Below are 15,278 nucleotides of genomic sequence, written 5' to 3'. Positions count from 1 at the left end.
TGGACAGTCGGTCTTGGACCGCGACAGCTTGCAGGAGACCATCATGGATTACGCCGACGCCAGGGTCCTGGTGACCGGAGCGGACGGGTTCATCGGCTCGCACCTGGCGGAAGCCCTCGCGCGCCGCGGCGCACGGGTGACGGCGCTGGCCCTCTACAACTCGTTCGACAGCCACGGCTGGCTGGACGACGTGGCCCCCGAGGTGCGCGCCCGGCTCGACCTCGTGCGCGGCGACGTTCGCGACGCCGCCTTCGTCGGACGGTTGGTGCCGGGGCACGACGTCATCTTCCATCTGGCGGCACTCATCGCCATACCGCACTCCTATGCCGCGCCCCAGGCCTACGTGGACACCAATGTCACGGGCACGCTGAACGTGCTGGAGGCGGCGCGCCAGCACGGAACCAGGCGGGTCGTCCACACCTCCACGAGCGAGGTCTACGGCACGGCGCTGACCATGCCGATCCGGGAGGACCATCCCCTCCAGGGCCAGTCGCCCTACTCGGCCTCGAAGATCGGCGCCGACATGATGGCGGAGGCCTTCGCCCGCTCCTTCGGCACGCCCGTGGTGACGCTGCGCCCGTTCAACACCTACGGTCCCCGCCAGAGCGAGCGCGCCATCATCCCGACCGTGATCCGGCAGGCGCTGGACCCCGCCTGCGAGGCCGTCACGGTCGGGGACACCTCGCCCGTGCGCGACCTCACCTTCGTGGCCGATACGGCGGCGGCGTTCCTGGCGGCCGGGTCGGCCCCCGACCTCGCGTACGGGTGCGCCTACAATGCCGGAAGCCAGCGGCGGACGTCCATCGGTGACCTGATCCGCCTCGTCCTCGATCTGACCGGGTGCGACAAGCCCGTGGTGCAGGACACCCGGCGCATGCGGCCCACCAATTCAGAGGTCCGGGCGCTGCTCGCCGACAGCGCCCGCTTCGAGGCGGCATCGGGATGGCGCGCCCGGACGAGCCTGCGCGACGGGCTGGAGCAAACCATCGCATGGTGGCGGGAACGCCTGTCGGCCGGGCGGGTCCGGGCCCAGATGGATTACATGACGTGAGCCGGATTCCTCACTCCCGACCGATGCTGCAGCGGCAGCGAGCCTGCGTGGGGACCTTCATCGCGCTGGCGGCGCTGCTCGCTCCCCAAGGCGCCCGGACCGAGCCCCAGCCCGTGCCCAAGGCGCAACCCGCCATCAAGGCGCAGCCTGCCCCCACCGCGCAGCCTGCCCCCACCGCGCAGCCCGCCGGCCCCCGGGTCCTTCATGCGTATCGCCTGCAGCCTGGCGACGCGATCGAGGTTGCGGTGGCGGGCCAACCCGACTTGCGGGCGCGCGCGACGCTGGAGATCGACGGCACCATCAATCTGCCGGCCATCGGCACGCTCCAGGTCGCGGGCGACACCACGGGCGAGGTCATGGCCAAGGTCGAGGCGGTGCTGGCCTCCCGCCTGCTCCGCCGCCAGCGCGCGCAGGCCGGCGACCGCCTGCCTCTGCTCCAACCCGGCGACGTCACCGTCACGATGGCGGAATACAGGCCCATCACGGTGGGCGGGGACGTCCTGACCCCGGGCCAATACGCCTACCGCCCGATGATGACGGTGCGCCAAGTCCTCGCCATGGCGGGGGGCCCGAGCACGATGCGCGGGCGCGCCGGCACCATCTCGGAAGGGGTCGAGGCCGAGCAGGTATACCGCACGGTCCAGATCAATCTCGTCAAGGAGCACGTCCACCTCTGGCGGCTCGCGGCGGAGATGGAGGGGGCTGAGACGTTCAAGACGAAACCGATCGACGCCGTCCCGGTCGCCCCCGAACTGGTGGCGGACCTCGTGCGAACCGAGACCCGGTCGCTGCAGGTGGCCCAGGCCGAGACGCGCGCGGAGCGGGAATACCTGGTCAATGCCATCCGGCAAACGGCCGAGCAGATCGCCACCCTCACCGAGCAGGAGGTGCAGGAGGAGCGCGGGCTGAAGGCGGATATCGAGGAGCTCACCCGCACGAACAACTTGTTCGGAAACGGAAATCTCACCAGCCAGCGCGTGGCGGATGCCCGACGCGCCGTCCTGCTCTCCTCGACGCGGCGACTCCAGACCGCGGCCAACCTGAGCGAGGCGAAGCGACGGCGTGATGAGATGGCCTGGCGGCGCGACCGCATCGATACCCAGCGCGAACTCCTCTTGCTGCGAGAGGTCAGGGAGGGGCAGGCTCAAGTCGCCGACCTGCGAGGCCGCCTGGAGGCGTCCGCACGCAAGCTCGCGCTCGTCGGGCGGGCGCAATCCCTGCAGGCGGCCGCCCTCGGTCCACGGCCCGAACTGATCGTGGTTCGGCGCAGCGGTGCGGCGTTCGACCGCGTGCCGGCACACGACGATTTCGAACTCGAGCCCGGGGACGCGGTGGAGGTGGTCTACCGCGGCGAACTCCTCGGTACCCTGGCATCACGCTGATCGCCGGGTGTCCGGCACGGGTCAGCCGGCCGGATAAGCACCCAGGTCGGGCATCCCCGACGGCATCAGCTCCGCCGGAAGACCGAGCCGCGTTCCGCGCCCGATCAGGCAGCTGGCCCGGGTCGGGCGCAGGAACCCCGAGACGGGCAGCGCCCCATCGGGCTCGCGCGGGCCGCGTGCCACGGTGTCATCCAGCGATGCGAAGTCGGCGGCGGTCAGCACGAGCCGGGGCTCGAAGAGGTTCCAGGGCCGGCCGTTGCGCAGGTTGCAGCGCTCGACCGCCCGGCGAACCATAACCTCGTTGCGGCCCTCCGTGGCGAAGGCGATGTTGTTGCCCAACACCGTGTCGGGGTGGCTCACGAACACGAAGGCGTAGCCCGGATCGCCCATCGCCGGATCGACGTTGCGTGCGTCGTTCAGGGAAACGTTGTTCCAGACCTGCAGCGGCTCGATGCCGCCCGCCGAGCCGTTGTCGTCGAAGCCGTTGGACTTGTTGGCCCAGGACAGGTTCCGGATGATCGTGTGTCCGCCGTGGCGGGAATGCGCCCCGCGCCGGCGGCCCCCGAGCTTGAACCCGTTGCCGTCGCCCTTCGGGGCCATCGCCCCATCGGCGCGATGCCCGTTCTCGAAGGACCAATTCCCATCCACGAGGTAGCCCGTCACCCCGCGGGTATCCTCGTCCCGCAGCGTACTGAAGAAGTCGAACCCGTCGTCGCTGTTGCGCCAGGCCCGGTTGCCCGCGACGACCGTCCCGGTGCTGTCGGCGAGCGAGATCTGAAACCCGTCGGCGTTGCTGCCCGTGGCGTCAGCGCCGCCACCGTGGTTGCCGAACGCATCGCAGTTCCGCACCACGTTGCCGTCGCCGGTGCCGTAGAGGCCCAGCCCGACGCCGTGCTCGTCGTTGAGCCAGCCGTTGTCGTGGAAGCGGCATCGTTCGATTCTGAAGCCGGGATGGGAACCGTTGACGTGGCAGCCGCCCAACGGACCGTTGCGCACCGTGAGGCCCGTCACCTCCACGTAGGGCGTGTCCCAGAAGACGAGCGGAAATCCGCCGGCCGTGCCGCGCGAGGGCCAAGCCTCATAGGGCCCGTCGGGCGGGCGCAGGTCGCTTCCATCGAGGACGGGCGTCTCGCCCGGAAACGCCTCGATGCGCAGCGGCCGGCCAGGCCTCCCCCCGCCGCCGGCCAGCAGCCAGCCGGATGACCGTCCGCCGAAGCCGTACACGCCGCCCCGGAGCACGATGGTATCGCCCGCACCCGCCCTGGCATAGGCGTGATGCAGTGTGGCGAACGGGCGCTTCAGCGTGCCGTGGCCGGGCCCGTCCCCGTCCTTGCCGTACGGGGCGACATGGAGCGCCTTCGCGTTGGCGACGGGGCGATGGCGTGCGGCGACCGCCCCTGCGAGCAGGAGTCCGCCGGTGCCGAGGAGAAAGCTGCGGCGGGTGGTCATCGGCTCTCCTCCACGCGGGCGGGCGTGGCGCCTCGCCGTGGCCGGAGCCGCCGCGCCCGGGCGAGGGCCCGGCCCAGCAGCCCCTCCAGGGTGCCGAAGCCGTAGGCGAGGTGCAGGGTGGCGAGCGCTGCCGGCAGCGCCAGGAGGGGGAGCCGCGACGCGCTCTCGCCTGCCTCGACCGCGTCCTGACGCCAGGCGGCGAGCGCCGTCGCCACGAGGAGCAGGGCGCCGTAGGCGGCCAGGAGTGCCGCGAGTGCCCAGGCCGCGGGCGACCAGATGGGCGCAAGGGCGGCGAGCGTCGCCAGGATGCTCACCAGGATCAGCGGCGCGAGGTGGTGCGGACCCACGGCCGCCGGGTTCTCGAACAGGGTCAGGGCGACGCCCTGTCCGTTGCCCCGATACTGGCGCCACAGGCCGCCGAGCGTCTCGCGGGGGCGATAGTATGCGTGCGCCGCCGAGGTCACCCAGACGCCGTATCCCAGCGCGCGGACCCGCGCGTTGAAGTCGTTGTCCTCGTTGCGCGGCAGATCCTCGCGCATGGGCCCGACCTGGTCGACGACGTGGCGCCAGTAGCAGCCGTTCCAGGCGGTTGCGGCCCAGCCCTCCGCGCCCGCGCGGCGAAACTTGGCGACCCCGACGCCGAACGGACTGAGATGCGCCGCCACGATGGCCCTCGCGACCGGCATCCGCACGGCGGCGCGCGGACGGGCGATGGAGCCGACGCCCCCTGCGCCGGTGCGCAGGAGCGCCTCCACGCAGACCCGGACGACGTCTGCGCGGTAGCGCGCATGCGCATCGAGGCGCATCACCACCTCGCCCGTGGCCAGGCTCATGGCGAGATTGATGCCGGCCGCCGTACCGCACCGCTCGTTGTGGACGACCCGGACCCGGGCATCGCGGGCGACCAGGGCGTCGAGCCTCTCGCGCGTGCCGTCGCGGGAGCCACCGTCGACGAACAGGATCTCGGCGAGACCGGGATAATCCTGGGACAACAGGTCCGCGACCAGGGCGTCCAGCCCGGACGCCTCGTCGCGGAGAGGCACGATGACGCTCACGGGCGGCTGTGCCGGCGGAGATGGCGACGGACGATCGATGAGCGCCGAGCGTGGTCCCGGGACGGAGGGCCCCGGACCGGACGCCGGCTCAGGGGCGCGGACGGATCTCATCGTGGAGGGCCTCCAGGACGCGGGCGCGGTTGGCCTCGAGGGTGTTGTCGCCCATCAGCGCGCGCCCGTTCCGGCTGAGCCGGTGTCGCAGCGCTTCGTCGGAGACGATGCTCTGGACCGCGTCGGCCAGCGCGGGAATGTCGCGCGGCGGTATCAATAGGGCCGTGACCTCGTGGCTGAGGAAGGACGGGATGCCACCGACCCGCGTCGCGACGACGGGCAGGCCAAGCGAGAGGGCTTCGTTGATCACCTGTGGGAAGCCCTCGGTGATGGACGGCAGCACCAGGGCACCGGCCCGGCGGTAGAGGTCGAACAGCGCCGGCCCGTAGGGAACGTAGCCGTGGAACGTGACCCGCGATCCGAGGCCGAGCCGCTCGGCCTGTGCCCGAAGCATCGGTTCCGTCAGCCCGGTCCCGACGATATCGAGGTGGTACTCGACGCCGCGAGCCGTCAGCCGCGCCAGTGCCGAGAGCAGATGGGCGTGCCCCTTCTCCGGCGAGAGGCGGCTGACGCAGATGAGCCGGGTCGGGTCGCCGCCCGTGGTCATCTTGGAGAACATCTCGAACCGGGACTGGTCGACCAGGCAGGCGAAGTGATTGGTGACATGCCGGGCGTCGCGCCTGTACGCGTCCGCCATCTCCATGCCGACCGCGAGCACGGTCCGCCCGCGCGCCAACCGCCGGAAGTCCCATTCCAGCAAAGCGGCGGCGGCAAGGGCGGCCCAGCGCTTCAAACCCCGATGCGCCGCCATCTGCTGGACGAGGTTCTGGCGCACCACCAGGACGACGGGCACGCCCAGCGCGATGCACTCGCGGGCGATCATCTGCCCGAGCGGATGCGGGCCGCTCACCAGGAGCGCATCCCAGTTGCGGGCCTGCGCCCGGACCTCGCGCCTCACGCGTCCGTAGATGCGCGGGTCCGCGCGCCACAGCCGGTGCAGGTCCGGATAGTAGGGCAGGGGGAGCAGCGAGAACGTGTCCGAATCGACAGGGTAGGGTGCCCGCCGGGGCTCGGGCGCGAGGCGCCCGATGAGGGTCATCCCGCTGACCTCGCCAGCGAGGCTCTGGAGGAACAGGACGTAGGATTCGTCCGTCGAGAGGTCGTGTCCGTCCCGCCAGAACACTTGGTCCACGAAGACCGCCAGCCGCATGATCGCCACTCCTCAGGCCTGCCCGGACGGGGGCGGCTCGCACAATTCCCAGAGTCGAGCGGCGACCCCGGCCGGATCGTGGCCGCGCAGAACCGCCTCGCGCGCGTTCGCCCCGATGCGCCGCCGCAGCGCCTCATCGGCGACGAGGCGGGCAACGTGATCCGCCAGCGCGCCGGTCTCGTGGCCAGCGACGAGGCCGGTCTCGCCCTGGCGCACCATGTCGCCGACGGCGTTCACGCGGGTGGTGACGCAGGGCACCCCGGCGGACATGGCCTCCAGCAACACGTTCGGCATGCCCTCGTGGTCCGAGGTGAGCAGGAACACGTCGGCCGCACAGATCAGTTCTCGGGCGTCGGGCACGCGCCCCGCGAACGTCACCGCGACCCCGAGCCGGGCGGCCCGGGCCTCCAGGGCCGGGCGGCAGCCCATGTCCTCACCGGCAATGACCGCCCGGACAGGTGCGCGTGCCCCGACCAGGGCGATCACGTCCAGGAACCGCGCGAAGTTCTTCTGCGGCGCGAGGCGCCCCACGCCGGCGACCAGGACCTCGCTCCTGCCGATTCCCAATCGCGCCCGCCATTCCCGGCGCCAGGCCGCCGATTGCCCGATGGAGGGGGCCTCGACGCCGTTCGGGACGTAGACCACCTGCTGGGAGGCGGAGCCGCAGGCCAGGAGCGTCTCACGGGTCTCGCGCGAATTGCAGACCGCGACGGACAGCCCCGCCGTGCTCGCCCGGGACCAGAGACCGCGGAAACGCTGCGGCAGGTCGGCGAACCCGGCGTTGCGGAACGAGCCGATCCGGCGCACCCCCATCCCCGCCAGCGCCAACCCGTAGGGGTTGGTGTAGGACGACCACGAGAAGAAGCAGGCCGGGTGATGCTCCCGGCAGGCGACGCGGAACCGCACCATCTTGGCCGCGGGATGTCCGCCGAGCAGCACGATGGGGATGCCGAGCGCGCGCACGGGTCCCTCCCAGAAGCCGAGCGCGCCCGATACGTAGAGAACGGGGGACCAGCGCGCGGGGTCGCGGTGCGCCAGGAACGAGTAGAGCTGGCGCTCGCTGCCACCCTGGGACAATTGCCCCACCATCACCGCGATGGGTTCGGGCGCACGGACGAGGCCCGAAGCATGGCGCTGCCGCCCGATCATCGGGGCCTTGGAGCGGCTCGGGGCGGTCTGGGCCGGTACCTGGACCATCAGGCATCCGCCCGCGGTGCCAGGGTCGCCGCAGCCGCCTTGGCCAGCGGGCCCATGGCGACCAACGGTACGTCGCCGGCGACCAGCGCTTCGGGCACGGTCGCGTCGTCCAGCCCCGCGGGCCAGGGCGAGGTCCCCCGCGGCGGAGGCGCCGCGAAGGGGACCAGGTACCGGTGCTTGCCCGAGGACAGCTTCTCGATGGTGTCGGTGAACTCGAAATCGACGCGGCAGGATTGCCCGACCACCCGGCGCAGGGTGTCCCCGATCTCCTGCAGGGCGTTGGCCGGCGGATCGGCGGCCGGGACGATACGGATCACCACGTCGTCGTAGCCGCGCTGAACGACCTGGAACATCCGGATCCAGTCGCGGCTGTAGAACACCCCGATGAAGTACATGAAGAAGATGCCGGGCACCGTGGTCCCGTCCGGGCGTACGAAAGCGTCGTTCGCGCGGCCCGTCACCGTCTGGAGCACCTCCACCGAGGGCGTCGGGGTCGCGACCGCCTCGCCGACCGTAGCCCGATCGCCGATCCGGTAGCGGATCAGCGGCATGGCGAGATTGGTCAGGCAGGTGACCAGCACGTCGCCCTCCTCGCCGGGTGCGCAGGGCTGCCCATCGGGGCGCACCACCTCCACCCAGTGCGTGGCCGCGAACACTTCCAGCCCGCCCCCGGGCGTGCGCTCGCCCGCGAAGCTGCCCACCTCGCGCGAACCGTAGCGGTTGTAGATCGGGCACCCGAAGGCCTGCTCGACCTCCGTGCGGATGAACGGGTAGAGCGTGCTCGCGCTGGTGACCACGCCGCGCACACCCTCCAGGCGCCGCCCCGTCTCGTTGAGGTGGCGCGCGATCTCGTACGCACTCTCGGCGAAAGCCTCCACCAGAACGGGACGTCGGCGCCGGATCTGGTCCACGTAGCGCTCCATGGCGTCCGTGTTCATGCGGAAGGCATTGAGGAGGACCTGGTTGCGGGCGAAGGCACTGACCTGATTACGCCAACCCTGCGACCCGAGAAGGATGTCGCGCTCGGACGCCCACAGCCTGACCATCGGTTCGCCGGGCTGACGGCCCGCCCAGCCCTGGTGCATCTCGATGGCGGCCAGCCCTGCCGCCTCGTAATCCCGGTCCTGCAGCACGGCGACCGGCTCGCCCGTGCTGCCGCCCGAACAGTTCCGGTACCAACGGCGCGAGGCCAGGTCGTCGCTGGTCAGGCTATCGAAGTGCTCCCGCAGAACGTCCCGCGTCAGCGGCCGAATGGTCGAGAACCGCTCCAGGTCCAGCACGTCGCCGCGCACCACCCCGAGCTGAACGAGTTCGTCCCGGTACCACGGCACGTGCTGCGCGGCGTGGCGCAACAGACGCGCCAGGCGGGTGATCTGGATGTCCCGCCTCTGCTGAAGCGGCAGTTCGTGGAAGAGGCTCAGACTTCGGCGGTAACCCGGAATGGGCGAGCGTGCGACGACGCGGTCGTAGACGGTCAGGACGGGATGACGCCAGTTCATCATGGAAGTCGACGGCTCGAAAGGGGAAGCACCGCAACGAGATTGGGCCGGGCATCGGGGCGGGGATCTGACGCCCGTCAATAACCGTGTCAGTCTTTCGGTCGGGCGAGCGCCCGCGTCCGGACGCGGTCCAGGGGTGGCAGCGCTGCGGTTCGGTGGACCGGCAACGAGTCCATCAGTTTGAGAACCCGCTCGACGTAGTGCGGCAGCAGAAAGCGCTGGCGCACCTCGCGCTCGGCCGCGGCGCCGAGACGGGCACGCAGCTCTTCGTCGCTCAGGAGCCCGCGCAGAGCGGCGGCGAGCGTGGCGGGGTCATCCCGCGGGACGACGATTCCGGTCTCGCCATCGCGCACGTAGTCGCGCACACCCGGCGCATCGTTGACGACCAGCGGCTTGCCGAGAGCCATGGCCGCCAGCATCGTGCCCTGACCCGAGGCGCGGTCGTCACGCGACTGCATGGGTACGACCACGACGTCCGCGCCGCGCAACAAGGCGTCGTATCGCGCGGGGCTGACCGGGCCGGCCGTCACGTTGCCGGAGGCGGACCGCAGTTGCTCCGCGGTGAGGTTCGGCGCCGCGATGGTCACGGGCGTGGCGATCAACGCCGAGGCCCGCAGCATCAGGTCCCAGTCGCGCAGCGAGTTGCCCCCGGCGAAGACGCCGCCGCCGGTGCTGCGGGCGGCGACCAGCTCGTCGTCGCTCAGCGTGCAGGACCACAGCACCTTGTGCACGCGCGCGGGGTCCACCCCCCAGGTGCGGGGGAACGTCCCGACCTCGAACTCCGTCAGGACGCCGTAATGGACGTGGTCGCCGTCGAACAGCGCGAGGACGCTTCGACAGGCCGCCCGGTCGGCCCAGTTCTCCCCGCGCCCCCAGGTCGGGTCGAGGATGACGACCTGAGGCGGGCGATGCAGGCGCGCTACGAGGACCGCCGCCAGGAGGTCCGCCCGGGAGAATCCGTTCAGGATCAGGATGCCGTGGGTCCGCGCCGCCCGAAGGACGGCCATGAACCGCCTCATGGAGGACGGTGGCAGGCGGACGACGTCGACGCGTTCGCGCCAGGTCGCGTTGCGCCAGGGATAGGTCGAGAAGGCCTGGGCCATCGGCACACCGTCTTTCGTTCGATGGCGACGTCGGAGATGGGCATCGGCGCCGCGATGGTCGGCACGCATGCCGGCTCTGTCGCCTCGGCGCCGGGGCCAAATTGGCGGAGGTGCCGAGCCTGGAAACTGACGCCCATCACTTCAACAGCCGACCTGCCGACTAAGCAGGCTCCTGTGCGAGACCGCCAAGCCCGATCTCGGGACCTCAACTGAGCCTGGGGATTCGGGCGATGAGGAGCGCCGATGCCGAGCACCTCCCATGACCGGGCGCACGCCCGCCGCCTTCCCGAAGCCTTCGATCCGGGACGGACTCAGCACCCGACGCACGAAGCGGTTTCGGCCCACGGTACCGCCCGCGACGCGGCCTCCGGCATGCCTCAGGCCACGGTCGCTTCCCCGCCATCCGTGACGGAAGCGGAAGGGGCACACCGGCGCTGGTGCTTCTTCTCACCGGGCCTCCGCTCGCTCGACACGCTCCTCGGCGACTCGCGTTCCGCAGGTGGTGCGGAAGCGCAAGTGGCCCACTTGGCACGCGCGCTCTCGGAGCGTGGCCACGCGGTCACGCTGATCTACGGCGAGGGTTCGAAGCCCGCGCCCGACCGGATCGTGGCCGGCGTCACCTGCATAGACGCGGCCCCGGCCTGGCGTCGCCCGGCGAGCCTCGCCCGCTTCTGGCGCACCCTCGGCCGTCTCCGGCCCGACAGGCTCTACGCGCGCCTGCCCGACGACTTCCTGTGGCTGATGGGTCTGTACGCTCGGCTGCACCCGGGTGCGCGCTTCGTCTACGCGCTGGCCCACGATTCGCACGCCGATGCCCGGACGGCCTACGACCACCGCCAGTGGTTCCACGCGCCCTTGTTCGGCCTCGGCTTGGGCAGCGCGCACGTCATCGCCGTCCAGCACCGGCATCAGGCCGCCCTGGCCGGCCCGGGCGCGGCGGGCCGCCTGACGTGGGTACCGAACCTCGTGCGCAGGGTACGCGAGGCGCCGCGCCCCTTCGCAGCGGCCACCATCGACGTTGTGTGGGTGGCCAAGATCCGCCACGAGAAGCGGCTGGACCTGTTCCTGAACCTGGCCCGGTCGTTGCCGGGGATGCGCTTCGCGGTGGTGGGCGGGTTCGACCCGACGGTGGACGCGCGGACGCGCATCCCCCTGGAGGAGGGTATGGCCACGCTGGCCAACCTCGAATGGCTCGGCGCCCTGCGCAGCGAGGACGTCATGGACTGCCTCGCGCGCAGCCGCGTCCTGGTCAACACCTCCGACAGGGAGGGCTTCCCGAACACGATGCTGGAGGCCTGGTCGATGGGCGTGCCGGTGGTCTCGCTCGGCGTGGATCCCGGGGGCGTGATCCGGGAACGCGGGCTCGGACGGGTCAGCGGTTCCATGACGGTCCTGCGCGAGGACGTGCTCCGCCTTGCGGTCGACGTGCGGCTGAACCGCAGCCTCGGCGAGACCGGCCTCGCCTATGTGCGCCGCTGGCACGGCAGCGACATGGTTTGCGCGGCGCTGGGCGCCCTGGCCACCGGCCCTGGCCGCCCGCAGGGGCGCCCCGTCGCGGGAGCGGCGGCAGGTGACGCGGACACGCCCCCGACCGGAGCGGCGCGATCCCTCGACGAAGTACGCTGAAGCCCGGTCACGACATCGGTTCGAGCCCGCACGGAGCCCGCATGGCCATCTCACACGCCCTAAGACCGAGTCGCGCGTCTGTCCTGATCGCTCTGGCGTTCCTCGCCGCACCCGTCCTCGCGGCTGCCCTGGTGCTTTTCGCAGCCTCGATCCCGGGCCTGTCGCTGCTCTTGATCGCGGGTGCGGCGGCCGGGACGGCAGGCCTCTTCCTGATCGTCCGTCCGAGCCTCTCGCTCCACGGCTGGTTCGTCCTGCTGGTGATGCCGCCCGCGCTCCAGGTCGAACCGTTCCACACCCTGGCCACCAACGGAGCATGCCTGGCGGCACTGGCTTCGTGGCTTCTCGCGGACGGGCTGCGGCGGGATCCGATGGCGTGGAACGGCACGCTGCTGCTCCTCGGGCTCTGCATCCTGTGGGCCTGTATCTCGCTCCTGTGGGCGCCCGACATCGTCGAGGGCCGGCGCGCCCTCATCGCCTGGGTCATGTCCTTCCTGCTCCTCTTTCTCCTGCTCCAGCGGACCCGGTCGCTCGAGGGCATCGATGCCCTGATGCTCACCCTCGGGCTGGCCGGGTGGCTGCTGATCCTCGCCGGCCTCTTCACGGTCACGCTGACCAGCTACGACTTCACGACCCGGCTTCAGGTGCTGGGGATCAACGAGAACATGTATGGAATCCTGCTCATCATAGGACTTCCGGGGGCCATGTGGCCCGTCATGCGCGCCAGCGGCGGCAGGCGTGCGGTGCTGATGGCCCTCAGCGTCGTCTACCTCCTGCTCACCCTCGCCTTCGTCGCGCTGAGCGGATCGCGCGGCAGCGCGCTCTCCCTTCTCATCGTCCTGTTCCTGTTCCTGTTCTCGCGCCCGGTGCGCCCCTGGGGCATCGCCGGGCTCGGTGTCCTGGTCGCCCTGCTGTTGGTGGCGCCCTTCGTCCTGGGCGTGGTCCTGCACCGCGTCGGGGAAGAGGAGGGGAGCGAATTGGGCGGGCGGGCACCGCTGTGGGCGGCGAGCCTCGACTTCATCCGCGATCACCCATGGACCGGCGGAGGGGTCGGGAACGGTCCCTTCGCTCTCCACGCCTACATGGCCGCCGCGACCGGAACCTTCAATCATCGCATCGACCTGCCGAGCCACCAGCCGTTCCTGGAGATCGCCGTCGACACCGGCCTGTTCGGCCTCGTGCTCTACGTCCTCATGCTGGCCAGCGCCGTCTGGATCTTCGCGACGGCCCGGCGCCGCTGGCTCGCCCTCGGCGCCCCCCCCGGCTACTATCCGGTCGTGATCGGGGTCACGGTGGGGTTCGTCGTATCCTGGTTCAAGGCGGGGGGGATGAAGCACCACCCGACCCTGATCCTGCTGCTCGCGCTGATGCTCATCCCGGCGCACCTCACGGCTGCCAGGGGCGGAGTCCAGAAGGCGCCGCGACAACATCGGGTCGGCGGGGAGACGTCCAGTGTCTGAGCCGGCGCCCGCATCCACTCAGTCCGAGTTGCCGCGCCCGGACGACGGCGCCACCACGCACCGCTTCGGCGTGAACGTCGCCTCCAACATGGCGTACTTCGTCGTGAACACGGGACTCATGCTGTGGTACGTGCCGTTCCTCGTGCGTCATCTCGGCGTGGCCGCCTACGGGATGGTGCCGCTGGCGAACTCGGTGGTGATGTACGCCATCGTGGTCTCGGAGAGCCTCTACACCGCCTATTTCCGTTACCTCGCCATCGACTTGAACCGGGGTGACGGGGAAGCGGCGCGTCGGACCTTCGCCAGCGCTTCGCTGCTGACGCTCCTTGCCTGCGGCCTCCTGATGGTTCCGTTCGGCGCCTTCACCCTCCTGCTTCCCTACACGCTGGCCGTGCCGCCCGGCCTCGACCGCGCGACGCAGTTCCTGTTCGCGGGCACCGCCTGCACGCTGCTGGCGGGCCTGCTGACGGGCCTCTTCAGCACCTCCAGCGCCATCGCCCACCGCTTCGACCTGCGCAACCTGGGGCGCGGGGCTTCGGTGGCGGCGCGCATCGGGGTCGTTGCCGTTTGCTTCGCCCTGTGGCCCGCGAGCCTGTGGCATGTGGGAGCCGGGCTCATGGCCTCCGCGGCGCTCGGGCTCGCCATCGACGTCGCGGTCTGGCGCCACCTGACGCCGACCCTGCGCTTCGCCCCCGGGGCAGCCGACCGCGCCTGCGTGCGCCGGCTCTTCCGGATGACGGGTTGGTCCGCCATCAACATGCTCGGCCTTCTCATGTTGATGCACGCCGACCTACTCGTCATCAACCTCATGTTCGGGCCGGAAGCGACGGGGCGCTACGGCGCCATCCTGCTCATTCCGCTCCTCGTCCACACCGTTGCGGAGATCGTGCTGCCCCTGCTCGCGCCCCTCATCATGGCGCGTTACGCCGCCCGGAACACCGATGGCATCCGGGACCTGGTCACCGATGCGGCGCGGCTCCTGGCGCTGGGGCTCGCCTTGCCGGCCGGCCTGATCTGCGGTTTGGGCCAACCCCTGCTCACGCTCTGGCTCGGGCCGGATTTCGCCGGCATGCACGTCGTGCTGGCGCTGCTCGTCGGGCACCTCACGATCAATCTGGCGCTTCGCCCCGTCGGCTACATCTTCACGGCCTACGACAAAATGCGCTTGCAGGGACTGGTGACCGTCGCGTGCGGTGTCGCCTATGTCGTGATGGCGGTGAGTGCCGCCCGCTGGGGCGGCTGGGGCGTCGCGGGTGTGGCGGGCGCCTGCGCGTTCGTCTGGACCTTACGCAACACGGCCGTGCTCTCCACCTGCGCCGCCCGCGTACTCGGCCTGTCGCCCTGGGTCTTCATTCGTCCGCTCGCGGGCGGCGCAGCGATGCTCGTCGGCCTGTCCTTGTCCGGGCTCCTGATCGCGACGACCTGGCCGCCCAGGACATGGCCAGCACTCGCCGTGACGGCCACGGCCCTGTCGCTCGCCTATGCCGGACTAGCCTGGGGGCTCCTCCTCTCTGCCTCCGACCGGACGAGGGCGCTCGCCCTCGTCCGGTGGCTGCTCGACCGACGACCATGGCCGGGCAGGTCGCATGGCGATCCTGCCCCTCAGACGCCGGGACTTGGCGCCCCGGCCCCCGGTCTAGCGCCGATCAGGCGAACCAGTCCCACGGGCTGGCCTCGGTCACGCCCATGACGTGGATGCTCTGACCATCGCTGAGGTCGAGCGCCATGTTGTGCGCGCCGGAACCATGGCTGTCGAACGTGTGGAACGACGTGAGCGTGATCCCGTCCGTGAGCGCGAGCTTATCGAGGCCCGGCTTGAAGTCGCGCACGGTCGCCGTCCCGACGTCCCGTCCGGCCACGGCCCCGAACACGAACGTGTCGGCACCGCGCCCTCCGTGGAGCACGTCGTTCCCCCCTTCACCGAAGAGAACGTCGTTGCCCGAACCACCCCTCAGTATGTCGTGCCCGGCGCCCCCGTGGAGAACGTCGTTGCCCGAACCACCCGAGATCCGGTCGGCGGACGCGCCGCCGAACAGCATGTCGTCACCGGATGTGCCGGCCACCTTCCTTGCCGTGACGTCCTCGCCGCTGGTCGCGACGGGCGCGGGCTGGCTCGACACAGGCGCCACGGCGGGCGTCGGAGCCGAGACCGTCTCGGCGGGCGTCGGGGCCGAGACCGCCTCCGTCGCGGTAGCGGT

Annotated in this window: 12 protein-coding genes; 5 read left to right on the top strand and 7 right to left on the bottom strand. The window is 71.0% G+C overall.

All coding sequences use genetic code 11. The features are described 5' to 3' along the window. Positions 1-43: 43 nt before the first annotated feature. Positions 44-1,051, top strand: a complete 1,008-nt coding sequence (locus K2X24_RS03135; protein WP_292494560.1) for an SDR family NAD(P)-dependent oxidoreductase — start codon at positions 44-46, stop codon at positions 1,049-1,051. 47 nt (positions 1,052-1,098) lie between these two features. After that, the gene (locus K2X24_RS03130) at positions 1,099-2,433 is read left to right on the top strand and encodes a polysaccharide biosynthesis/export family protein (protein ID WP_292494554.1); all 1,335 of its coding nucleotides are present in this window, start codon (positions 1,099-1,101) and stop codon (positions 2,431-2,433) included. Positions 2,434-2,454: 21 nt separating this feature from the next. Here K2X24_RS03130 and K2X24_RS03125 read toward each other — a convergent pair whose 3' ends face one another. From K2X24_RS03125 to K2X24_RS03100, 6 genes are all read right to left on the bottom strand, one after another. Further along, complete coding sequence (locus K2X24_RS03125) at positions 2,455-3,882, bottom strand: right-handed parallel beta-helix repeat-containing protein (RefSeq protein ID WP_292494553.1); 1,428 nt, start codon at positions 3,880-3,882, stop codon at positions 2,455-2,457. Next, positions 3,879-5,048: a glycosyltransferase gene (locus K2X24_RS03120; protein WP_292494551.1), complete on the bottom strand. Its 1,170-nt coding sequence runs from the start codon at positions 5,046-5,048 to the stop codon at positions 3,879-3,881. The genes K2X24_RS03125 and K2X24_RS03120 overlap by 4 nt, the downstream gene beginning before the upstream one ends. Further along, a complete protein-coding gene (locus tag K2X24_RS03115; RefSeq protein WP_292494550.1) occupies positions 5,026-6,198 on the bottom strand; it encodes a glycosyltransferase in 1,173 nt (390 codons plus the stop codon). Before K2X24_RS03115 ends, K2X24_RS03120 begins: the two co-directional genes overlap by 23 nt. Before the next feature lie 12 nt (positions 6,199-6,210). Beyond that, positions 6,211-7,395 (bottom strand): glycosyltransferase family 4 protein, encoded by a 1,185-nt coding sequence (locus K2X24_RS03110; RefSeq protein ID WP_292494548.1) that lies wholly within the window; start codon positions 7,393-7,395, stop codon positions 6,211-6,213. After that, the gene (locus K2X24_RS03105; protein ID WP_292494546.1) at positions 7,395-8,897 is read right to left on the bottom strand and encodes a hypothetical protein; all 1,503 of its coding nucleotides are present in this window, start codon (positions 8,895-8,897) and stop codon (positions 7,395-7,397) included. The genes K2X24_RS03110 and K2X24_RS03105 overlap by 1 nt, the downstream gene beginning before the upstream one ends. A gap of 86 nt (positions 8,898-8,983) precedes the next feature. Continuing rightward, entirely contained in the window at positions 8,984-9,997 is a 1,014-nt protein-coding gene (locus K2X24_RS03100) for a glycosyltransferase family 4 protein (RefSeq protein ID WP_292494558.1), read from the bottom strand. 243 nt (positions 9,998-10,240) lie between these two features. Here K2X24_RS03100 and K2X24_RS03095 point away from each other — a divergent pair, with 243 nt between their 5' ends. The 3 genes from K2X24_RS03095 to K2X24_RS03085 are packed head-to-tail and all read left to right on the top strand — an operon-like array spanning position 10,241 to position 14,770. After that, a complete protein-coding gene (locus tag K2X24_RS03095) occupies positions 10,241-11,623 on the top strand; it encodes a glycosyltransferase family 4 protein (protein WP_292494545.1) in 1,383 nt (460 codons plus the stop codon). Positions 11,624-11,664: 41 nt separating this feature from the next. Then, entirely contained in the window at positions 11,665-13,080 is a 1,416-nt protein-coding gene (locus K2X24_RS03090; protein ID WP_292494543.1) for an O-antigen ligase family protein, read from the top strand. Continuing rightward, on the top strand, positions 13,073-14,770 hold the full coding sequence (locus K2X24_RS03085) for an oligosaccharide flippase family protein (RefSeq protein ID WP_292494541.1): 1,698 nt from the start codon (positions 13,073-13,075) through the stop codon (positions 14,768-14,770). Before K2X24_RS03090 ends, K2X24_RS03085 begins: the two co-directional genes overlap by 8 nt. On the opposite strand, the gene K2X24_RS03080 is transcribed toward K2X24_RS03085, so the two are convergent. Next, on the bottom strand, positions 14,727-15,143 hold the full coding sequence (locus K2X24_RS03080) for a hypothetical protein (protein ID WP_292494556.1): 417 nt from the start codon (positions 15,141-15,143) through the stop codon (positions 14,727-14,729). The genes K2X24_RS03085 and K2X24_RS03080 overlap by 44 nt on opposite strands. Positions 15,144-15,278 lie beyond the last annotated feature (135 nt).

It is taken from the genome of Methylobacterium sp. (genome assembly GCF_019750675.1).
GTDB lineage: Bacteria > Pseudomonadota > Alphaproteobacteria > Rhizobiales > Beijerinckiaceae > Methylobacterium.
The sequence above is the reverse complement of the archived record's forward strand: the minus strand, read 5'-3'. Positions and strand labels throughout refer to the sequence as shown.

Excerpts from the sequence above, each read along its gene's own strand:
- K2X24_RS03095 (WP_292494545.1), top strand. The coding sequence starts at position 10,241 with ATGCCGAGCACCTCCCATGACCGGGCGCACGCCCGCCGCCTTCCCGAA.
- K2X24_RS03135 (WP_292494560.1), top strand. The coding sequence starts at position 44 with ATGGATTACGCCGACGCCAGGGTCCTGGTGACCGGAGCGGACGGGTTC.
- K2X24_RS03115 (WP_292494550.1), bottom strand. The coding sequence starts at position 6,198 with ATGCGGCTGGCGGTCTTCGTGGACCAAGTGTTCTGGCGGGACGGACAC.
- K2X24_RS03105 (WP_292494546.1), bottom strand. The coding sequence starts at position 8,897 with ATGATGAACTGGCGTCATCCCGTCCTGACCGTCTACGACCGCGTCGTC.
- K2X24_RS03125 (WP_292494553.1), bottom strand. The coding sequence starts at position 3,882 with ATGACCACCCGCCGCAGCTTTCTCCTCGGCACCGGCGGACTCCTGCTC.
- K2X24_RS03100 (WP_292494558.1), bottom strand. The coding sequence starts at position 9,997 with ATGGCCCAGGCCTTCTCGACCTATCCCTGGCGCAACGCGACCTGGCGC.
- K2X24_RS03090 (WP_292494543.1), top strand. The coding sequence starts at position 11,665 with ATGGCCATCTCACACGCCCTAAGACCGAGTCGCGCGTCTGTCCTGATC.
- K2X24_RS03120 (WP_292494551.1), bottom strand. The coding sequence starts at position 5,048 with ATGAGATCCGTCCGCGCCCCTGAGCCGGCGTCCGGTCCGGGGCCCTCC.
- K2X24_RS03110 (WP_292494548.1), bottom strand. The coding sequence starts at position 7,395 with ATGGTCCAGGTACCGGCCCAGACCGCCCCGAGCCGCTCCAAGGCCCCG.